Origin of the sequence: Microcoleus sp. B4-C2 (assembly GCF_036705265.1) — a bacterium.
In the GTDB taxonomy this organism is placed as follows: Bacteria; Cyanobacteriota; Cyanobacteriia; order Cyanobacteriales; family Microcoleaceae; genus Microcoleus.
This window is the reverse complement of record NZ_JAUBUB010000114.1, coordinates 1-19147: the sequence shown is the minus strand read 5'-3', so window position 1 is coordinate 19147 and position 19147 is coordinate 1. Positions and strand designations below refer to the sequence as shown.

Here is a 19147-nt window from a genome sequence, read left to right as displayed (position 1 = left end):
TAGTCAATTAAATAATTTCCCTTTTTTCTTGTGGGATGGGCGTCCCGCCCGTCCTTTCGGGGCGGGCGGGACGCCCATCCCACAACAGTCATGAAAAGTGGATTTTATTTAATTCTCATCCCTAACCATATCTGCCGACCTATTTTTGATTCTCTTCATTCTGCCTTCTACCTTTTACATCAGAGTGCCTTCTACATCAGAGTGCCTTCAGCCTTCTACATAAGTGCCTTTTAGAAATTATGTTGAAAACCAAGCGCAAATCCAAGAAATCCAAACACAAGCATAGCGAAAAAACAACAGCGCTAAGCAAAAAAGAAGTAGCAGCACAAAAACGCAAAACTTCACAAAAGCGCAATGAATTGGTGCAGGCGATCGCCATAAGCTGCTTAATCACCTTTGCTCTCAGCATTCCCCTGTTTTTCGTAGCCGGCCCTAAGATTGCTATTGGAGGAGGCGCAGCCGCAGCCATCTTGCTGCTTTCCTACAAATACCCCCGTCAAGCTTTGTGGACTTTTCTAATTTACCTGCCTTTCAGTGGTACAATTACCTACGCAATTGGCGGCGGCAATCCTGCATTTCAAGTAGCCAAAGATGCTTTCTACATACCAGCTCTCATCGCCCTAATTCAAAGCTGCAAAAATAAACAGTTGCCCCTGTTCATTCCCAAACAAATGCTTTCTACCTTCAGCATCCTGTTGATGATGGCAATGCTGACTTTAATTTTTGTCAACGGGGAGATGCAGCTCAACCCTAGGGGCGGCGACAAACCAATTCTGCAAGGAATTCTCGGCTTAAAAGTATTGATAGGTTACATACCGCTGATTGCTTGTACCTATTATCTGCTCCGCACTAAGAAGGATTTGGTGTTTTTTAGTCGAATGCACATCGTTTTGGCGATCGTTTGCTGCCTTCTCGGTTTGATTCAGTACCTGTTGCTGCAAAGTGGAAAGTGTGCGGGAACCAGAGGCATGATCGGAGCAGAATTATATAAAGCAACGTTGGAAGCTAGATGTTTTGTCGGCGGTTCCTTGGTGTTCAGTCCAGAAGTCAAGTTTGTCCGCTTGCCGGGAACTTTTGTCGCGCCTTGGCAGTGGGCGTGGTTTTTAATTTCTAATGCTTTTTTAACCTTTGCCTCTGCCTTTTGCGACCCTTCCTTCTGGTGGCGAGTTATCGGTTTATTTGGCATGGCATTAGTATTTGCCAATGCAGTTATTTCCGGTCAAAGAGCTGCTTTAGTTATGGTTCCCGTTGCTACAGCAATCCTGCTAGTTCTCACCGGTCAATTAGTTAATTTAAAACGATTTATTCCCATCGGTGCTGGACTGGCGATTCTGCTGTTTGTCGGTGCAGCTATTAACCCGGGAATTATCGAGCAGCGGTGGGAGAGTTTTGTTAGTCGCTGGAATGCTGCACCGCCCCAGCAGTTTCTCTTTAATCAGTTCGAGCAGAGCAACAATTTTATCATTGACAAACCTCTCGGTAGAGGTGTGGGACGAGCAACTAATTCAACGCGAATATTTGGTGCCACGCAGCTAATTGAAACTTTTCAACCTAAGTTGATATACGAACTCGGTTATCCGGGAATGATTAGTTTTCAGATGATGCTTTTACACTTAGCTTTTCTAACTTTTAGAGCTTACCGATCTGTCAAGGACAAAAGTTTGCGGAGTTACGGAGCTAGTTTTTGGGTGTTTGTTGCCTTTATTACGATCAATACTCAATACTATCCGCTGGATGTAGATCCAGTGTCGGTGTATTATTGGGTTTTAGCTGGAGCGATTTTAAAGTTGCCCAAAATTGATAAACAGGTACAGGATGAAAAACAGCAGGAAGTTGAGTCAAATGAATTGCAAGTTCACCAGCCATTAAAGGAGAAAAAAATTCTTTCATCTTCCCCAATTTGAGAATTTTTCTGAGTGTTGAGTTTGGTGGATTTTTTCTTGTTAAGTAACCCGCTTTCGCTGCGGGGGAATGCCAATATAGCCCGCCCTGCTGGGTTTATCTGTGATCAAACCCACCCCTACAGCATATTGTGGCTCTTAAGTTTACTGCGGTTGCCAAACCGGATTGCCAGGATACAAATCTTTGTCGTTTGTCAATTTAGTCAATCCTGAACCGTCCAGATTAATTACATACAACTTGCTTTTTTCGCCTTCGGTTTCATTATATATAAAAGCAATTTGGTTGCTGTCAGAATACCAAGCTAATTCTGAAATTTGTGACGGTTTTAGCCTGGTAGCTAGTTGATTTAGCTGGTTGCCGTCAGCATTGATTGTGTAGAGTTTTTGATTGTTGAACTCTCCGGCGACGAAAGCAATAAATTTGCCATCCGGCGACCACGAAATTTCGTCGTAGTTTCTGGGTTTTTGGGTGAGGTTCTTGGCTGTCCCCCGGTTAATGTCGAGCAGGTAAATATCTTGCTGTTCGCCTGCTGAATCGCCTGGTTTATTGTAATAGTAAGCAATGCGGCTGCTGTCTGGCGACCAAAATAATTTGACGTTGTAAACCTGATGTTGCGGGTTGTTTGTCAAATTTTTGAGGTTGGTTCAATCGGCATTAATGGTGTAAATTTGCTGTTTCGGATAAGCGCCGAACAGGAAAGCTATTTTTGTGCGATCGGGCGACCAAGCAAGTTGACTGCCGCCGGATATATATTCGCCGGGAGTTTTAGTTAGTTTGGTCATTACCGAACCGTCGGCATTCATTTTGTAGATATTTTTATCCTTGACAAATGCTACTTGCTGACCGTCCGGCGAAAGGTAAAATTCTGATGAAATTTCTGTTTTAGGTGGCTCTCCTCCTACTTCCAATTCCCGAACTAATTTAGTTCCTTGGATGCCAGAAGTGTCGCTTGTATAAAGTGATTGGCTACCGGGAGCATCAGAGGTAAAACCGTCGCAAGAACGGGCAAAAACAAGTTTCTGGCTGTTGGAAAACCAAGCTATTTCAAAATTAGGTGCTTTGCAACCACCCTCAGCAAACTGTTTAGTTAGTCGAGAACCGTCAGCATTGACTGTATAGATGTCGCTGTATCCGCCAACGAAAGCCAGTCGCTGGCCGTTGGGCGACCACACGAGGGGACTGTTAACATCTATATTAGGTGTAAGTTCGCGGCGACCGGAACTGGTAGCATTGAGGGCAAATAAACTGTTTCTGGGCTCGCTGCCCCGCATCTGGAGGGCGGTAAACGCTAGTATCCTTGGTTTTTGGGCTGCGGTTGGGGGAGGGCTGTGAAGGCTCAAAAACAAGCTGATTAAGAGTGTTAGGGAGATGAGGGCGATCGAACTTATCGGCCATAATTTATGGAAGGTGAAAAGTTGCATAATTTGCAACAAGCTTTTCAGGGGCGGCCAAGATTCCCAACCCCTACTCCCCACACTCAACTGAAAATCTTGTGGAACAAGCTTTTGTGGAACGGGCATCTTGCCTGTTCCATATCGCAGAGGGAAATGCAAGTTAAAACGCATTTTATCGATTCCTCTGCTAATTTTCAAAGTGTTTGTCGGTCTATATGCCGCGACAGCCTCAAACTCTGTTTAATTCTGCCAATAATTAGCTCAAACATTTTTTTGCGGGACGGATTCTTGCTGCTGGGTGGCATCCCTAACTCGCAACACATTAAGTTCAAGTCAGTTGCACTCATTGCCAACAACTTTTGCCTCACCTCTTCTTCATTACCCTTCTTAGCTTGTAAACGAAGTTCTTCATAAACTTCTAGAACATTAGCCGCCGATAAATTAACAGGTTTATTAACATCAGCACCCCTGGGAATATCCGAAGTTTTTGAACCAGCAGAAATCACTCCCCGCTTGACTTGAGTCTCAAGCCGGGTTAATTTTCGAGCAACGTCCCGCAAGATTTCCTTAAGTTCGCCAATTTCCTCAACTAACCCCCCGCTTTCTTGTTCGGAAGCAGCCAAAATTTCTTTTTTACTCATTTCAGATACTCCTCACACTCGCGCCATAGTTTTTCAAATTCTCTAACTAATTCTCGCGGCAGTTCTCCCTCATTAATCGCCCGTTTTAGCCCGACGCTTTCCCGAATCGTCGATTCTAAAAATCTAACTTCTATGTTATTATCTTTGGATATCTCATCGCAAAGTCTCTTTACTTCTCTCATGTAAAACTGAACTTCATTTGTCAGCAATCCTCCATAGGTTTTAGCTTTATTCATAAATACTGCTATCTTGGGAAACGGATAAGGCTCAATCCGTTTTTGGAGCGAGTTTAAAACTAAACTTAATCCCCTAGAACCAAAATAATCGGGATTGACGGGAATCAATATTAAGTCGCAGCAAGAGAGTACGCTGTAGGTGAGGAGACTGAAGGAAGGCGAACAGTCAAAAAGCATCAAGTCGTATTTGGGGAGATTGGCAGAGTTGGCGATTTTGCCGATGAATCGGCGGATGAAGTCTTTAACACTTTTCCCCTCAAATCCATCGATATCCAACCAATACAATTCTTCAACTGAAGGGACAAAATGTAACTGTTCGTCAATCTGATAAATGGTGTCGAAACCAACGGGAAATTTAAAATTCTGTCCGGCTTTTTTAAAGACTTCTAGAGCGTCGTAAATTGTAAGTCTATGCTTCAGAGATTTTTCGTACCACTTACCAAACTTATCATCTAAATGACCAGTATTTTCGTTAAGTCCGATCGCCTCTGTGAGCGACATTTGCGGATCTAAGTCTAGCATCAAGACTTCTAAGTCGGTTCCTTGGGATATAATATTTCCCAGACTCCAAGTGACGGTAGTCTTTCCGACACCGCCTTTGAAGTTGATTACGGCTATTGATTTAGGACTCATGGCTGGCTTTGTTTGGATTTTGCTCAATTTTTTATTAAAACATATTGTGGCGGTTAGTCGATCGCGCGATCGTACATTAGGGTCACTAGGTGCCAATTGCTATATAAAAAGGAAAGTTTGATATTATATCATTAACTAAGTAGAAGAACTTAAACAAAACAGAAAACCCAGATACTCGATGGCTTTAAGAAATCGGGGATATAACAGAACATCATGTCACATCAACTAACTCATTCTTTACAACTGTAGCCTTTGCAACTCCCTACACGCATAACGGAGAGAAGGCAAAGTAATGCGATCGACTCCCTGATGACATATTTCTGTAGCCAATTTTTTTGCCGCTCTTTTAGCTAGTTCAATCCTCTCTTCTGCACTCATTTTTTTATCTTTATAATCAGTATTTTCATTACATTCTTGCCCTTCCATATTGTTATTAATGTAATAAAACCACGTTTCAATATTTCGGGCGGGCACAAAAATAGCAACTTTTTCGTCACGCAGTCGCGGATCTCTGTTTAAATTACCTGCTGTTTCGTCTAATGCTATATTTAAAGAACGCATTCGATCGTCCAAGCTATCTTCATCAGCATCAATCATTACCACTACAGCAATATTTCTGTACTTACGTGTTCTTCTATAACTTTTCATAAGAGCTGGATAATACTTGACTATCAAAGCATTGTTATTCTCAATTACTCTCCCTTTAGGATTGCTAAAGTCTTTAATTTTGCGATCGTCCAAGCCCCGGCAGATCAGATATTGTCTGATAAATCGCTCTTGGTCAATATCTTCACAGAGAATAGTTACTTCTGGTAAATCATCTCTACTCGTCATAAATCCATCCAAGTTCTATAAGCTTAGCAACTGATAAACCTTCTTCTTCAGTATCAGTAATTCGCCGCACGCGGACAGCTTCATTATCTCTTCGTTCAAACCAATAACCTGAATTGCTTGCTAAGTAATTAATTAATGAGGGGTGATGAGAAATTAACATTGCTTGTGCTTGATTTTCCACACAATAGTCCATCACCCTACCCCACCAAGGTTTTATTTCCGGTAAAGCCAGGAAATTTTCTGGTTCATCAATACACAAAGTAAAATTATCATCAGGAGAACAATATATTAAGGTGTATAGAGCAATTAAAGCTTTTTGACCGTGCGATAATTCATTAAGCCTATAAGCAGCCTTGCTGGGACGGGTAAAAGATGCTGACAAAATCCTAACATCACCGGATTTAGAATTTTGAAAAGAATCAAATCCTGGGATAATCTTTTGTAATTCCAGCGTTAGTTTAAGTATTTTACCTTGAGATTCTTGAGATAAATAGCTGTACCAAGCTGCATAGTTTGACATATCCCAGTTGGGTAAACTTGCCTCATTACGGCTTTCTGAACCCATTACAAAAGGATTTATCTGTACAATAAAAAAGTTAGAAATCCGTTTTTTGAACCATGTAAGCTTTAGATTGTCATGTCTCTCGTAAATCAAACCAATGCCAGAACGCGACCCATCAAAGAACGGAAAGAAAGCACCTTCACGATCGGGATCGTCATAATACAACCTAGCTTGGCCTACAGTTATACCTATATCGCCTGGATCAAACCAGAAATTAAACAGAGGTTGTCCGTCAAAAGTTAAGCTTTCTAGTCGCATTCTAGGAGGTGCATAGTCTCTTTGATGTTCGATCTCTAGGGTATATTTATAAATGCCACCATTTCCTTGAATATCCAATTCAAATTTTTGAATGTTTGATTTTTGCCATCTTGTTAAATCCTTGCTTGCAAACAAATCTGATACCCTATACTCTCGCTGTAAAGCTTGCTCGCCTAAAATAAATTTCTGTAGTTTTCTTAAAACCTCGAAAACGGTAGTTTTGCCCGATCCATTTGAACCCAGAAAGAGATTTAAGCTATCTACTGTCAATTCAAAATTGACCAGGCATCTAAAATTATTTACATAAATTCTCTTCAGCATAATTTTTATTATTGATAAACGTTAGGATAATGAGCAATTTAAGGGCAGATTATAAATACATTCGTTCTCACACAAGACTTTGTACTTGCAAAGCCAAGCCAATTAGTTATTTTTATGTCTTGAAATTGGTTAACCGAAAGGCTTCTTTAACCAATTCTTAGTTAAGTTCAACGGTGGTTTTCATGGTTCCATCTGCTTAATTGCTTCTCCAATTTAGATTTTCCTCATAATTACTCTGTTTTTACAATTATTAATATGGCCTTTAAATACAGTTTGAAGTTGACATTAAGGGCTGGCAATTTTGCCGCCAGCCCTCAAGTTGTTTTAGCGTTTGACCAACTTCTTAGAAACCTTCCGCAAACGAATTGATTGTGGTGTTACTTCCACCAATTCATCCTGACCGATGTACTCCAAAGCACGCTCCAAACTCATATCGACTGGTGCTTGCAATTGCGCCAACTCTTCACCGCCAGATGCGCGGTGGTTTGTCAACTGCTTCGACTTGCAAATATTCAGCTCCATGTCGTCATCTCGGTTGTTTTCTCCGATAATCATCCCTCTGTAAACCTTGGTTCCGGGGGTAATGAAAAACACGCCGCGGTCTTCAGCATTTTTCAGTGAATAAGTAGTTGCAACTCCTTCTTCAAAGGAAATCAATACTCCGTTGCGACGGGCGACAATTTCTCCACCGAGGGGGCGATAGTCGAGGAAGCTGTGGTTCATAATTCCAGCGCCGCGAGTCAAGCGCATGAACTCGCCTCGGAATCCAATCAAACCGCGAGCGGGGACTGAAAATTCGATTTGGGTGCGACCGGTGCTGCTGACGTGCATATCTTGCATTTCTGCTTTCCGCTGACCGAGGCGTTCGATGCAGCCTCCGACTGCTTCTTCGGGTACGTCTAACACCAAACATTCAAAGGGTTCGCAGGGACGACCGCCGACTTCGCGGAAGATTACTTGCGGTTGAGATACTTGGAATTCGTATCCTTCGCGACGCATATTTTCGATCAGGATTCCGAGGTGGAGTTCGCCACGGCCGGATACGAGAAATTTGTCGGGAGAGTCGGTTTCTTCGACGCGCAAGGCGACGTTAGTTTGGAGTTCTCGCATTAGCCGATCGCGAATTTGACGCGATGTCACCAAACTTCCTTCTTGACCGCAGAACGGCGAATCGTTCACAGAGAAAGTCATCTGCAAAGTCGGTTCGTCTACCTTGATTAAAGGCAGCGCTTGCGGGTCGTTGGGGCAGGTAATTGTCTCGCCAATATACGCATCAGCAAAACCGGCAACGGCGACAAGATTACCAGCAGAAGATTCTGGGATATCAATCCGCTTCAGGCCTTCAAAGCCCATCAATTTGGTAATTTTTGATTTGACAAGCGCGCCGCTTTCGGTGATTAAGACTGCTTGTTGACCGATTCTAATCGTGCCGTTGTGGATGCGGCCGATGACGATGCGACCGACGTATTCTGAGTAATCTAAGGTGGTTACTTGCAGTTGCAGCGGCTTGTTGGGGTCGCCGACGGGGGGCGGTACGTGGTCGAGGATTTCTTCAAAGAGGGGCTTCATATCTACCCCTTCGTCTTCGAGGTGTTTTTTGGCGTAACCGCTTAAGCCGGAACCGAAGAGGTAGGGAAATTCGCACTGATCGTCGTCAGCACCTAGTTCGAGGAACAGATCCAAAACTTTATCGACGGCTTTGTGGGGGTCTGCTCGCTCGCGATCGATCTTATTCACAAAGACGATCGGGCGCAGTCCTTTTTCTAGGGCTTTTTTGAGCACGAACCGGGTTTGCGGCATCGGGCCTTCGTTGGCGTCTACGATCAGCAGACAGCCGTCAACCATGCCGAGAACTCGTTCGACTTCTCCGCCGAAGTCCGCGTGTCCGGGGGTATCGACGATGTTGATCAGGGTTTCTCCGTACCTGACGGCGGTGTTTTTGGAAAGGATGGTAATGCCACGTTCGCGCTCGATGTCGTTGGAGTCCATGACGCAATCTGGGATTTCTTCCCCTTCGCGGAAGATCCCGGACTGTCTGAGGAGAGCGTCCACAAGGGTGGTTTTGCCGTGATCGACGTGAGCAATGATGGCGACGTTGCGAATGGGAAGACTCATAATGCGTCTGGAACGTTAAACGGATCTAACTAAAGATTTCTTAATAATTGTAGCGCATGAAGTCAAGGGCCGATCGAGCGGGGCTGTAAGATTGGAGTGCGATCGTCGCTAGAATCAAGATTATGGAAGCGCAACAAGCGTGAAATTGAGCGTTACACCACGCCTGACGGCAGAGTTTTTTTTGATCGGTGATTTTGAGTTGGCCCAGGTGAAGAAGGTTGGATAGGGGGCGATCGCCGATATTAAGATGAGGGTGCAAGTTCGATCGACTTTATGGAAGTACAACCCAGAGATATTCAGCGTTATATCAGACAAAATGGCACAGTTCCCTTTGCAGAATGGTTTACAACCCTGCGGGATGTTAACGCTAAAATTAGGATTGATAAAAGGCTTCAGCGGGTTAGCGGTGGCAACTTAGGAGACTATCGCTCAGTTGGCGCAGGAGTCTGGGAATTAAGGATTGACTATGGCCCGGGCTACCGAATCTACTTTGGACAAGCGGGATCTACGATTGTGCTTATCCTGTGCGGTGGAGATAAAAGCACTCAAGACCAAGACATTGTTAAAGCTCAGGAATACTGGAGAGATTATGAAAGACGCCAAAGTGCCGACGAGTGATAGTTATCATTCTTTTAAAATTTCCAATTTCAAAGACCCAAATTATGCTGCTGCTTACCTCTCACTGATATTTGAAGAAGAGGAAGAAGGCGATTTAGAGATGGGAATAATGCGAAAATCGCTTCGAGATGTATTTGAAGCTCTGGGCGAACCAATTATGTCTGATGAGGAGGCCTCATTGCATCTGGAAAAATTAGATGTTTTGTTGTCGCAGAATGGAAGCGCCACAATTTATGCTTTGGCTAATTGGCTGAAGGCTTTGGGATTGAAGTTAACGGTTGCGGTTGATGAAGGGGATAAAGGCGAAGATAAAGATTCTGTTAGTGCTGCTGAATTGGCGGAAGTTGGTAATGTTTGATTTTGGTCGATCGAGCTTGCTTGAATGTCGTTTATCTTAGTCAGGTAGCAATTGATAGAGGGATTTATTCAATGATAAACAATGACAATTTGATTTCAGCAGTAGGAGTAGATTACAGCAATCTGCGGAATTTATTAGCTGCCCAAAAGTGGAAAGAAGCTGATGAGGAAACAGTTTACAAGCTGAAGGAAGTTTTAGGAAGAGAACATCCAGCAGACATCTTATTGGCAGACATCAAAGGCTTTTTCTGCGAAGACCTGCTTACCATAGACCAACTCTGGTTAAAGTACAGCAAAGGCCGTTTTGGTCTTAGTGTCCAGAAGCGGATTTGGGAGATTCTCTACAAAGATTGGAATATGTTGGGCGATCGCGTCGGATGGCGCGCGGACGGCAAATGGATGTACCGCGACGAGCTCACTTACAATTTAAATGCCCCCCCTGGACACCTCCCAGTTAATATATGGGGTCAGTTCGGGTTTTTCTCTAAGTCTAACGATCGCTGGACTGTTGGCGGCAACGAAATACATTGGGTGTTTTGCTTAATAGGACGACCGCCCCATAGAGCGCAGCTTCTCTTTCAAAGGCTTGAGTATTGTAGTTTGTGCCAGACGGGAGCGCGATCTTCGGGGAGAGCGGGCTTTAAATTCATCATCAAATTAACCTTGAGTAAAAGCGATCGATTGCTTAACAAATTTGCCTCTGCAATCCGAGCGACTGTTATTTGCAACTCACAAAAAGTAGGGACAAAATCCGCTCATCTCCTCAAAAAGCCTCAATACACTCTTTCACCACACAATAAATGTTCCGCAGCAACTCCACCTGCAATTCTGACAACCCGTGCTTAATCTTACTTACCAACTTACCCCAGTTGTAGAGTTCTTCCACACCGCGAGACTGCCGAAATTTCCCCTCATAAAAATCTACCCAAAATATCGGTGCTTGATATTGGCTGATTCTCCAGCGTTTCCGCCACCGGATGCAGTCTTGCAGTGTCGGCGGTTCGACTCCTAAAATTGGCGGCATATCTGCGTAGCTGACAAATTGACTGATGCCAACTCCCACAACGTGGATGACGTAAGCCCAGCAGCGAATGTCCCGAATCTGTTCTGGCTTGACTTTCAAGACTTTGGCAACTGCTTCTTTGGTGACAAAGCGAGCAAGTGGATTTATTTGCTTGGCTTCTGAGTGTTGTGTTGCTATCATAGTGGGTGCATCATCTGATTGAATGTGTGCATCTGATTGAATGAGTGCGTTTTGAATAAGTGCGTCTGATTTAACTAGGTGTGTCTCATTTGATGAGAGTTTGTCTGAAAAAGTGATCGCCCTTTAGTTTCTGAGGCCAGGGGGCGATCGCCCTTTAATATCTAATTACTTTAAGGCAAATACTTGCCCTTTGTCAAGAATGGGATTGGTGAGGTTGCGGATTCGAGAGCTGGCCGCCGAAAACGGCTGGACTTTGACAGAGGTTGCCGATCGCTCGGGAGTTCACTACAGCACGCTGAAAAATTATGCCCGATCGCCCGGGTTAGCAACGGTTGACGTTACTTATCTGCAAAAATTAGCTCGAACTTTTGACGTGTTGATTGAAGACTTGTTTGAGGTCGTGGAAGAATAGGTTGCCGCCGGCGTTTCCTCAGTCGGGGATATAACGTTTATTTATATAGAACCTTATAGGTGAGATTTCACCCTCATGTCAAGAGGCGAATTAATAAAATTGCGAATTAGAGAGTTGGCGGCTAGGGAAGGTTGGACGCTCAAAGAAGTAGCCGATCGCTCGGGGGTATCCTACAATACTGTTAAAAGTTATGCCCGATCGCCCGGTATGGCAATGGCTGACATCGGTGCTCTGCTAAAATTGGCCCGGACGTTTGATGTGTCGATCGAAGAATTGTTGGATTTTGTCGAACAACAGTAACAAATTACACTTAAAATAAACCAGCGCTACCAACGCCAACCAGTTCGACCTCGCAGGGACGATCGACTGTAGGCCCAAGCAACAGATGCGAGAGTTGGCGGATGGGACGGGGCGAGGTCAGAAAGAGATGATATATTCTCAGCGGCAATTGTAGCTGTTCGATCGCCCATATCGATCTACAATTTGTAACGTTGAGCCTTATTGAAGTGCAGGAGTGGAGCTGGCTTGGATAACGCTAGTCTGTCAAGAAAACCCCCGCAAGCCTCGGAGCTTGTCGCCGACGAAATTCCAGAAGCAGTGCGAGATCACCCATACCCAGAAGCAGGGCAGAGTCAGTCTAAGAAAAAAGGGCTGATTTGGAAACTGCTAGGGTTGGCCGCCTTAGCCTTTGGGGTCAGCATCTGGCTGCACCTCAACTTTAACTTGTTCCCAGCCACCAGTCAGGCAGAGCAAACTCAACAAGACTCAGCGCCCACCAGTTCCGCGTCTCCGTCTGTCCCGAGTCCAGCTACCACCCCAAAAGTCCCCGCACTCCCAGAAAACCTGCTGGGACACTTGCCGTACCCAGAAGCACCAGCCAAAGACTTGGTAAGCGTCACCTCCGACGGTAGCGTCAAACTCCGCACCTCAGCAGCAGCAAAATATCAGGAAATGGTCAACGCCGCCGCAGCATCAGGCATCTATTTCGCTCCCATATCCGGCTTTCGCTCGCTGCAAGACCAACAGCACGTATTTTTTGATGTGAAAGCCGAACGCAGGCAAAACGCCAGCAAGCGAGCCGAAGTCAGCGCCCCTCCAGGTTACAGCGAACACCACACCGGTTATGCGATCGACATCGGCGACGGCACCGCCCCGGAACACAACCTCAGCCCCAGTTTTGAAAATACCGAAGCATTCAAGTGGTTAGAAGCCAACGCCGTCGCCTTCAGCTTTGAAATGTCCTTCCCCAGAAACAATCGCCAAGGCGTCAGTTACGAGCCTTGGCACTGGCGGTTTGTGGGCGACAAGCAAAGCCTCGAAACTTTCTACAAAGCTCATTCCATGAAAAAGTAGAGGGAAGAAGGAAGAAGGAAGAAGGAAGAAGGAAGAAGGAAGAAGGAAGAAGGAAGAAGGAAGAAGGAAGATTTTCCACATCTCCCACTGCCCCACTCTCCCACTGCCCCACTCTCCCACTCTCCCACTCTCCCACTCTCCCACTCCTCCACTCCTCCAATCCTCCACTCCCCCACTCCGTTGAGCCAAACTCGTGATTGCAATCTATCCAGGCAGCTTTGACCCCATTACCTTCGGTCACGCAGACATTATCGAGCGGGGATCTAAACTGTTCGATCGGGTAATTGTTACCGTAGTCAGAAACCCCAGCAAAACCCCTCTCTTCACCGTAGAGGAACGGATCGAGCAGATCCGGCGCTCTACCCAACACTTGCCAAATGTAGAAGTAGACAGTTTTGAGGGTTTGACAGTAAACTATGCTAAGATTCGACAAGCCAAAGTGCTGCTGCGGGGGCTCCGGGTATTAACAGATTTTGAAATGGAACTCCAGATGGCCCACACCAATAAAACCCTTCTGGGTGAAATTGAAACAGTTTTTTTGGCAACTTCTAACGAGTACAGCTTTTTAAGTAGTAGTGTAGTTAAAGAAATAGCCAAGTTTGGTGGCTCCGTAGATCATCTTGTTCCGAAACACGTCGCCCTAGATATTTACAAATGTTACGCCAGCAGGAACCAACTCGCATCGAACCCGACATTACCGGACGCGGCACTGAGAACGAATCACCTCAGAACACAGCCACCTTCGGAGATCCCACCCGAACCGCAGGAGTAGACATCCAGCGGGAATTGAATCGGCTTGAGGAAATTGTTCTCGACAGCCCGCGAATTCCCATGACCAGACGCACTCTGGTGGATGAAGAACAGTTGCTCGATCAGTTAGACTTGGTGAGGCTAAATTTGCCGATCGCCTTTCAGGAAGCCGAGACGATCATCCGGCACAAGGACGACTTGCTTCAAGAGGCAGAACTTTACGCTCAGGAAGTGATAGAAGCAGCAGAACAGAGAGCGGCAGAAATTTTAAACGATATGGGCCTGCTCCAGCAGGCGAAGATAGAGGCAGATCAGTTGCGCCAGCAAGTTTTGCTCGACTGCGAGGCAATTCAGCAGGCGACGCTGGCGGAAGTCGAACAAATTCGCTACCAGGCTCAAGAGGAATTGGAAGAGATGAGAGTCAGGGCGATGGCTGAATGCGAGGAAATTCAAAACGGAGCCGATGATTATGCCGACCAAGTGCTCGATAATATCGAGCACAAGTTGAGCGATATGCTGCGCGTGATCCGCAACGGGCGCGATCAGTTGGATAGTGTTTCTGCGTCCCACATTCATCACAACAACGGTTAGCCCACAGTGAACTCATTGCTTGAACATTTCTAAAAGTCTACCTAATTTAGGTAGATTTTTTTTCGCAGTAGATTTTTTTTCGCAATAGTCTCTATAGCAATCCTCGCATAATTTGTGAATTTCTTACTCCCTCCCCGAAACCGCGGGGAGGGTTGGGATGGGGTAAAAAATTTACGACTCTTTTAGGATTGCTATATAGCACTCCTCGCATCATTTGCATAATTATTGTAGGGGCAATCCCACGCCCGGTTGCCCGATAGATAGGGGGTAGGCACTCTTAGCACTACCCCTACCAATTTATCTGAATATTTAGGATTGCTATAGCTAGGGTTCACTGATTTGTAGGGCAAATACATTGCTAAGCGTGCGATTATCCTTAATCGAGATATAGCTGCGAATCAAGTCAGCCATTTTGTATTGTTCTGTTAGTGAATAGCTTCTTAAACAGATGATATCGCCCCCGAACATCCACAAATTAACATAATAGCTACGATTTCCCTCGCTATCTCCTATTTCCTCTAATTCCACCGCAGAAATCTCGCGAGTTGAGCATTCGGTAACATCATGAAGCCATACACCCCGTCGTTTAATGGTCATTTTGCTAAGAGTTTTATCAAAAATATATGTTTCATCTATCGCCCCGTCCAACAAAGACAGCGAAAACAACAGAAAGATACCTCCACCTATCCAATTTGATACTAAAATAATCTGCAATAATCCCATAACGATAAATGGAGAAATTAATAGCAAACCATCCCAAAAGCTCGCTGTTTTAATTATTAATCTATTTGGCGTTTGCTTGATGATTTTCATTATTTAAGGTGAGATTTTTAACAACCCTGTGAATCACTTATCTATTCGCTGTATGCAATTTTTACTGCACCGATTATTATTTGACACTGCTTTGGACGATCGCACTTTTGGTGTTGTAAACAGCCTTGACAGCATAAGCGTCGCCCGGACGTATATGTAAAGCTCTGTTAAAATTGATTAAAGCGGTTTGATAGTCTCGCTGTCCGTAGTAAATATAGCCGAGTTTCATCGATTGTTTGAAGTCAGAATTTTGAGCAGCAACACGTGCAGAATTAGGATTAGTTACAGGTGCAGCAGAAGTAGGAGATGGCTCTAAAGCAGGAGATAACTCTTGATTGGGTGATGGAGAAGTGTTGAAACCAGAAGGAAAAGAAGAGGGCGATTGCTCGTTATACCCCTGCTCTACATTAGATCCAGAGCCAGAGATTTTTACAAAATTTTTGCCATAAAATACTGAAGTAGTAATGCCTCCCAATACAAACATCAACAATCCAGCACATTGAATTAAGAAGGTTTTTCTAATTTTTTCATTGCTCCAATTTTTGATATAAAAAACCAATGATGCCAATGGGACAAGCAAGTAAAGCACTCCCCAAATAGTTTCCTCTCCAAAAGCTTGAACTAATCCCCAAAAATAGCCAACAAGACTTAAAACTAAACCTAGGATAAAAAATAAGGCGATCGCAATTCCCGGCATTTTCTATTTCTCCAGTAGATGTATACTTATTTTGACAACTGTAAAAGAGCGGATTTTCAACCTGAAACTCTTTCCCCTGTTTGCTGTGTTAAAAATAGATTAGCGGTGACAACAGTTCGATCGCGCACAGCGAATGTTAGGATTTAGGTTAGGAATTTGACTAGGAACTCGATCGCGACTGCCGCAAATGATACTCTCAACCCTCGATCGACCCGAAGAACCATTTGCACGGGCAAGCAAAGGCTGGGACATCCAAAAGCTTTACACCGACTTGGCAAATGCCAAACAACAATTCGCCCCCCACACCAGAAGAGGGCTGACACCTGTAGAAAAGCGGCACCTCTGCGGCTTGTTGTGCGGCTACAGCCCAGCCGAAATTGCGGTATTTCTCAACAAACAAATCAAAGGTGTAGAAGTTGACTTGTCAAAAACTTTGTACAGATACATAGAATTATTGACAAATCGGCCCCGAAATGCTCTTAAAAATTGGAGAGATGCGATCGACTGGCTGGAAATAGCCGGGTATAAAACGCAGCCAAAAACCTCAACCGGCGCCATCTTAAAAGCAACTCTCCACCATTCAGACAGGATTTTGTCTGCAGCTATCAGTCCCGACGGACAATTCCTCGCAACGGGATCAGAGGATAGTACAGTGAAAATTTGGAGTTTGCACAGCGGGGAACTGCAGCAGACAATTTTCGGACATTCAACAGCCGTATTGCTAGTGGCTTTCAGCCCCGCCAGCAAAACGCTGCTGACGCGATCGCGCGCGGGTACAGTCAAACTCTGGAACCTGCAAAACGGCCAACTGCTGAAGCGTTTGGCAGACGTGCACCGCCACGAATCCGTCGCCGTAAGCCCCGACTGGCAAATTTTGGCGATCGGCACCACCCGCGGCACAATCAAGCTTCAGCACCTCAACAGCGGCCAACGGCTGCAAGTTTTGGAAGGCTATCAAGGGGATGACATAAGTGCGATCGCCCTGAGTCCCAACGGCAAAATGCTAGTAGCCAGCGGCCTCAATGCAGCCAGCGGTTTCTGTCGCGCCACAGTCACTTTGTGGGAATTGCCGGGAGGCGAAGTGAGACGAACATTTGGCAGCGAAAATTATGTAGCGATTTCTTCCGATAGCCAAATTCTTGTCAATCATGGTGGCCAAAATATCAAACTGTGGAATTTGCAAACAGGGGAATTATTGAACTCACTGCAAACAGCAATTCGCATCACTTCCGCCGCCGCAATTAGCCCCGACGGGAAATACTTTGCAGTGGGGTGTTTTGACGGTACTGTTAGACTTTGGAATCTTCGCGGCGAATTGCTGCACACTTTAGATGGACATTCTAGCCCTGTGTCTGCGGTGGCGATCGGGCTTTTGGGCGAAACTCTCGTCAGCGGCGGAGAGAATGGTACTGTTAAACTTTGGCAACTGCGGATTGAAGATTAGAGAGGTGACGGGCCATGATTAAATTATTGGAGTATAATTGATTTAAGGTTTTTGAGAGGGGCCCAGACAATGAATGTTACCCTAACACCAGAACAGGAAAATTACGTGCTCTCGCAATTACAAGGTGGCAACTATGACAGCGTTCAGGAACTAATTAGCGAAGCATTGCAACTGCTAGAAGAAAGAAATCGTGCACTGAAACAGCAGCGTCTGGCAGAACTCAGACAAAAAATTGCTAGCGGCACTGAGCAAATTGCTCAAGGAAAAGTGACTGATGGTGAAGTAGTTTTTGCCAGATTGCAGGAAAAAATTCGCTCAATTTCTGAGTCTGGATTATGAGCAGCTATTCTTTCTCAGATGATGCAATTCAAGATTTAGATGACATTTGCTCCTTCTATTGCTGGCAATAATTACAGTTCGGCAAGTAAGCTTTTTGATAGGATTCGAGAACGATGTAAAGTCACGGCGGATTTTCCTAATATGGGTAAAAATTATAGCCAGCTATCTCCCAGCTTGCGAGGATTTATTGTCGATGATTACATCGTTTTTTATTACCCCTGAGAAGATGGAATTGATGTAGTTCGCGTAGTGAATGGATACCGCGACTTGGAATCTCTTTTTTCAGATTCGGATGAAGGATAGGACGAGCGCATTTTCAGAACTCATTGCATAAAATGTCGCCATATTGCTAGGGCGTCGGTTCAGTATTAGGAGTTGACAAAACAAACTGAAAATGATATGTGAATTGAGAAGCCTGTTAAATTCTCACAATCAGGAAGAAGGAAGAAACCTTATGCGCCCTCACTTATGGCATCCTCCAATTGAACTCTCAGAAAGAGAATCGTTGATTATCAAACGCATTAAACGAGCCAAGTTATTCACGTTTCTTCGACTGAACCGTTCATTTATATTTAATGATGAGTTTCAAGAAGAACTTGCTACAATTTTTAAAGACAGCACAGTAGGTCAGGGCCCAGTTCCTCCTGCACAACTTGCCTTGGCAATTATTCTGCAAGCCTACTTAGGCATTTCTGATGATGAAGTCATTGAAGAAATGCTCATGGATCAACGTTGGCAGTTAGTTCTTGATTGTCTCAATTGTGAAAGTCCTCCTTTTAGCAAAGCCACTTTGGTGAGATTCAGAAAGGGCTTAATTAAAAAAGAACTAGACCAACGTTTAATTGACCGCACCGTAGAAATTGCCAAACAAAAAGGTGGATTTGGCTCATCTCAACTTAAAGCGGCTTTAGATTCCTCCCCGTTATGGGGAGCCGGGAAAGTCGAAGATACATATAATCTATTGGGTCATGCTTTGCGGAAAGCAGTAAGCATGATAGCTGCTGTGCAGGGGCGGGAGCCAGCAGAAATTGCCCTGGAAGCAGGTGCACCCATCCTTAATAGTTCCAGCTTAAAAACGGCTTTAGATTTAAACTGGGATAATCCAGTAGAGCGTCAAAATGCACTCTTAATTATCCTAAGTAGCTTAAATTCAGTGGAAGAATGGATGCAAAGCCAGTCTGATTGTGATGAATTTGAAGTAGTCCAAGAGACTCTGGATGTTGCCCGAGTCATTGAATCCCAAAATGTGACTTTCGACTCACAAGGCGTTCCGAGTTTAAGTAAAGGGGTCGCCAAAGATCGTCGCATTTCTATTGAAGACCCAGATATGCGGCATGGGCGTAAAAGCCGCTCTAAAAAAATAGATGGATATAAACGCCACGTTCTTAAAGATTTAGAGAGTGGTGTAGTTTGCGCGGTGGCGTTGACACGCGCCAATACTCCAGAATCTGCTGCTACAGTTGACCTAGAACGTGACTTGAAATTTCAAAATATTCACCTATCTGAGTTACATATCGATCGGGCTTATTTATCTAGTCATTGGGTGACACAACGGAATGATAAATTACAGATATTTTGCAAGGCGTGGCCGGTCAAAAATTCTGGACGGTTTGATAAAAATTCTTTTTTTCTTGACTGGGATACGCATTTAATTAGCTGTCCCAATCAGGTAA

At 44.6% G+C, this 19147-nt stretch carries 24 protein-coding genes; 13 read left to right on the top strand and 11 right to left on the bottom strand.

What is annotated here, in order from left to right; genetic code table 11:
- The first annotated feature begins 239 nt into the window (after positions 1–239).
- Positions 240–1904, top strand: a complete 1665-nt coding sequence (gene hpsL, locus QUB20_RS24900) for a hormogonium polysaccharide biosynthesis protein HpsL (RefSeq protein WP_333247862.1) — start codon at positions 240–242, stop codon at positions 1902–1904.
- A gap of 141 nt (positions 1905–2045) precedes the next feature.
- Here the strand turns inward: hpsL and QUB20_RS24895 are convergent, their stop codons facing one another.
- The 7 genes from QUB20_RS24895 to typA all read right to left on the bottom strand — a co-directional run bounded on the left by QUB20_RS24895 (position 2046) and on the right by typA (position 8896).
- Positions 2046–2531, bottom strand: a complete 486-nt coding sequence (locus tag QUB20_RS24895) for a hypothetical protein (protein WP_333247864.1) — start codon at positions 2529–2531, stop codon at positions 2046–2048.
- Positions 2532–2546: 15 nt separating this feature from the next.
- Positions 2547–3422, bottom strand: a complete 876-nt coding sequence (locus QUB20_RS24890; protein ID WP_333247866.1) for a DPP IV N-terminal domain-containing protein — start codon at positions 3420–3422, stop codon at positions 2547–2549.
- A gap of 68 nt (positions 3423–3490) precedes the next feature.
- On the bottom strand, positions 3491–3937 hold the full coding sequence (locus tag QUB20_RS24885) for a hypothetical protein (protein WP_333247868.1): 447 nt from the start codon (positions 3935–3937) through the stop codon (positions 3491–3493).
- A complete protein-coding gene (locus tag QUB20_RS24880; RefSeq protein WP_333029965.1) occupies positions 3934–4806 on the bottom strand; it encodes a ParA family protein in 873 nt (290 codons plus the stop codon). The genes QUB20_RS24885 and QUB20_RS24880 overlap by 4 nt, the downstream gene beginning before the upstream one ends.
- Before the next feature lie 237 nt (positions 4807–5043).
- A complete protein-coding gene (locus tag QUB20_RS24875; RefSeq protein WP_333247870.1) occupies positions 5044–5640 on the bottom strand; it encodes a hypothetical protein in 597 nt (198 codons plus the stop codon).
- Positions 5630–6781, bottom strand: coding sequence for an AAA family ATPase (locus tag QUB20_RS24870; RefSeq protein WP_333247872.1), 1152 nt, complete (start codon positions 6779–6781; stop codon positions 5630–5632). The genes QUB20_RS24875 and QUB20_RS24870 overlap by 11 nt, the downstream gene beginning before the upstream one ends.
- A gap of 324 nt (positions 6782–7105) precedes the next feature.
- Positions 7106–8896 (bottom strand): translational GTPase TypA, encoded by a 1791-nt coding sequence (gene typA / locus QUB20_RS24865; RefSeq protein WP_333168526.1) that lies wholly within the window; start codon positions 8894–8896, stop codon positions 7106–7108.
- Positions 8897–9169: 273 nt separating this feature from the next.
- Here typA and QUB20_RS24860 point away from each other — a divergent pair, with 273 nt between their 5' ends.
- The 3 genes from QUB20_RS24860 to QUB20_RS24850 all read left to right on the top strand — a co-directional run bounded on the left by QUB20_RS24860 (position 9170) and on the right by QUB20_RS24850 (position 10717).
- Positions 9170–9514 carry a type II toxin-antitoxin system RelE/ParE family toxin gene (locus tag QUB20_RS24860; protein ID WP_333247874.1) on the top strand — a complete coding sequence of 115 codons (345 nt, stop codon included), beginning with the start codon at positions 9170–9172 and terminating at the stop codon, positions 9512–9514.
- Positions 9486–9872: a transcriptional regulator gene (locus QUB20_RS24855; protein WP_333247876.1), complete on the top strand. Its 387-nt coding sequence runs from the start codon at positions 9486–9488 to the stop codon at positions 9870–9872. Before QUB20_RS24860 ends, QUB20_RS24855 begins: the two co-directional genes overlap by 29 nt.
- Positions 9873–9943: 71 nt before the next feature.
- Complete coding sequence (locus QUB20_RS24850) at positions 9944–10717, top strand: GUN4 domain-containing protein (RefSeq protein WP_333247878.1); 774 nt, start codon at positions 9944–9946, stop codon at positions 10715–10717.
- On the opposite strand, the gene QUB20_RS24845 is transcribed toward QUB20_RS24850, so the two are convergent.
- A complete protein-coding gene (locus QUB20_RS24845; protein ID WP_333247880.1) occupies positions 10635–11075 on the bottom strand; it encodes a hypothetical protein in 441 nt (146 codons plus the stop codon). The genes QUB20_RS24850 and QUB20_RS24845 overlap by 83 nt on opposite strands.
- 199 nt (positions 11076–11274) lie before the next feature.
- Here QUB20_RS24845 and QUB20_RS24840 point away from each other — a divergent pair, with 199 nt between their 5' ends.
- Positions 11275–11487, top strand: a complete 213-nt coding sequence (locus QUB20_RS24840) for a helix-turn-helix domain-containing protein (RefSeq protein ID WP_293131940.1) — start codon at positions 11275–11277, stop codon at positions 11485–11487.
- A gap of 75 nt (positions 11488–11562) precedes the next feature.
- Positions 11563–11787, top strand: a complete 225-nt coding sequence (locus QUB20_RS24835; protein WP_333209019.1) for a helix-turn-helix transcriptional regulator — start codon at positions 11563–11565, stop codon at positions 11785–11787.
- Positions 11788–11813: 26 nt separating this feature from the next.
- On the opposite strand, the gene QUB20_RS24830 is transcribed toward QUB20_RS24835, so the two are convergent.
- The gene (locus QUB20_RS24830; protein ID WP_333247882.1) at positions 11814–11957 is read right to left on the bottom strand and encodes a hypothetical protein; all 144 of its coding nucleotides are present in this window, start codon (positions 11955–11957) and stop codon (positions 11814–11816) included.
- A 55-nt stretch (positions 11958–12012) separates the two neighbouring features.
- Between QUB20_RS24830 and QUB20_RS24825 the strand changes: the two genes are divergently transcribed.
- The 3 genes from QUB20_RS24825 (at position 12013) to QUB20_RS24815 (ending at position 14181) form a co-directional block, all read left to right on the top strand.
- Positions 12013–12840, top strand: coding sequence for a M15 family metallopeptidase (locus tag QUB20_RS24825; protein WP_333247884.1), 828 nt, complete (start codon positions 12013–12015; stop codon positions 12838–12840).
- Positions 12841–13033: 193 nt separating this feature from the next.
- Positions 13034–13612, top strand: a complete 579-nt coding sequence (gene coaD, locus QUB20_RS24820; protein ID WP_333055440.1) for a pantetheine-phosphate adenylyltransferase — start codon at positions 13034–13036, stop codon at positions 13610–13612.
- A complete protein-coding gene (locus QUB20_RS24815; RefSeq protein WP_333055439.1) occupies positions 13495–14181 on the top strand; it encodes a DivIVA domain-containing protein in 687 nt (228 codons plus the stop codon). The genes coaD and QUB20_RS24815 overlap by 118 nt, the downstream gene beginning before the upstream one ends.
- A 324-nt stretch (positions 14182–14505) precedes the next feature.
- On the opposite strand, the gene QUB20_RS24810 is transcribed toward QUB20_RS24815, so the two are convergent.
- The gene (locus tag QUB20_RS24810) at positions 14506–14994 is read right to left on the bottom strand and encodes a hypothetical protein (protein ID WP_333242544.1); all 489 of its coding nucleotides are present in this window, start codon (positions 14992–14994) and stop codon (positions 14506–14508) included.
- A gap of 76 nt (positions 14995–15070) precedes the next feature.
- The gene (locus tag QUB20_RS24805; RefSeq protein ID WP_333247887.1) at positions 15071–15691 is read right to left on the bottom strand and encodes a hypothetical protein; all 621 of its coding nucleotides are present in this window, start codon (positions 15689–15691) and stop codon (positions 15071–15073) included.
- A 187-nt stretch (positions 15692–15878) separates the two neighbouring features.
- Here QUB20_RS24805 and QUB20_RS24800 point away from each other — a divergent pair, with 187 nt between their 5' ends.
- From QUB20_RS24800 to QUB20_RS24785, 4 genes are all read left to right on the top strand, one after another.
- Positions 15879–17135, top strand: coding sequence for a WD40 repeat domain-containing protein (locus QUB20_RS24800; protein WP_333247889.1), 1257 nt, complete (start codon positions 15879–15881; stop codon positions 17133–17135).
- A 69-nt stretch (positions 17136–17204) separates the two neighbouring features.
- Complete coding sequence (locus tag QUB20_RS24795; RefSeq protein ID WP_333226134.1) at positions 17205–17474, top strand: type II toxin-antitoxin system ParD family antitoxin; 270 nt, start codon at positions 17205–17207, stop codon at positions 17472–17474.
- 39 nt (positions 17475–17513) lie between these two features.
- Entirely contained in the window at positions 17514–17696 is a 183-nt protein-coding gene (locus tag QUB20_RS24790; RefSeq protein ID WP_333056879.1) for a type II toxin-antitoxin system RelE/ParE family toxin, read from the top strand.
- Between the two features lie 232 nt (positions 17697–17928).
- A partial coding sequence (locus QUB20_RS24785) for a transposase (RefSeq protein WP_333291725.1) occupies positions 17929–19147 on the top strand: 1219 nt, incomplete at its 3' end.

Coding starts and splice junctions, on each gene's coding strand:
- hpsL (WP_333247862.1), top strand. CDS start 240: ATGTTGAAAACCAAGCGCAAATCCAAGAAATCCAAACACAAGCATAGC.
- typA (WP_333168526.1), bottom strand. CDS start 8,896: ATGAGTCTTCCCATTCGCAACGTCGCCATCATTGCTCACGTCGATCAC.
- QUB20_RS24800 (WP_333247889.1), top strand. CDS start 15,879: ATGATACTCTCAACCCTCGATCGACCCGAAGAACCATTTGCACGGGCA.
- QUB20_RS24805 (WP_333247887.1), bottom strand. CDS start 15,691: ATGCCGGGAATTGCGATCGCCTTATTTTTTATCCTAGGTTTAGTTTTA.
- QUB20_RS24880 (WP_333029965.1), bottom strand. CDS start 4,806: ATGAGTCCTAAATCAATAGCCGTAATCAACTTCAAAGGCGGTGTCGGA.
- QUB20_RS24890 (WP_333247866.1), bottom strand. CDS start 3,422: ATGCCCGTTCCACAAAAGCTTGTTCCACAAGATTTTCAGTTGAGTGTG.
- QUB20_RS24795 (WP_333226134.1), top strand. CDS start 17,205: ATGAATGTTACCCTAACACCAGAACAGGAAAATTACGTGCTCTCGCAA.
- QUB20_RS24870 (WP_333247872.1), bottom strand. CDS start 6,781: ATGCTGAAGAGAATTTATGTAAATAATTTTAGATGCCTGGTCAATTTT.
- QUB20_RS24830 (WP_333247882.1), bottom strand. CDS start 11,957: ATGGGCGATCGAACAGCTACAATTGCCGCTGAGAATATATCATCTCTT.
- QUB20_RS24815 (WP_333055439.1), top strand. CDS start 13,495: ATGTTACGCCAGCAGGAACCAACTCGCATCGAACCCGACATTACCGGA.
- QUB20_RS24875 (WP_333247870.1), bottom strand. CDS start 5,640: ATGACGAGTAGAGATGATTTACCAGAAGTAACTATTCTCTGTGAAGAT.
- QUB20_RS24790 (WP_333056879.1), top strand. CDS start 17,514: ATGACATTTGCTCCTTCTATTGCTGGCAATAATTACAGTTCGGCAAGT.
- QUB20_RS24885 (WP_333247868.1), bottom strand. CDS start 3,937: ATGAGTAAAAAAGAAATTTTGGCTGCTTCCGAACAAGAAAGCGGGGGG.
- QUB20_RS24860 (WP_333247874.1), top strand. CDS start 9,170: ATGGAAGTACAACCCAGAGATATTCAGCGTTATATCAGACAAAATGGC.
- QUB20_RS24845 (WP_333247880.1), bottom strand. CDS start 11,075: ATGATAGCAACACAACACTCAGAAGCCAAGCAAATAAATCCACTTGCT.
- QUB20_RS24835 (WP_333209019.1), top strand. CDS start 11,563: ATGTCAAGAGGCGAATTAATAAAATTGCGAATTAGAGAGTTGGCGGCT.
- QUB20_RS24810 (WP_333242544.1), bottom strand. CDS start 14,994: ATGAAAATCATCAAGCAAACGCCAAATAGATTAATAATTAAAACAGCG.
- QUB20_RS24850 (WP_333247878.1), top strand. CDS start 9,944: ATGATAAACAATGACAATTTGATTTCAGCAGTAGGAGTAGATTACAGC.
- QUB20_RS24855 (WP_333247876.1), top strand. CDS start 9,486: ATGAAAGACGCCAAAGTGCCGACGAGTGATAGTTATCATTCTTTTAAA.
- QUB20_RS24840 (WP_293131940.1), top strand. CDS start 11,275: ATGGGATTGGTGAGGTTGCGGATTCGAGAGCTGGCCGCCGAAAACGGC.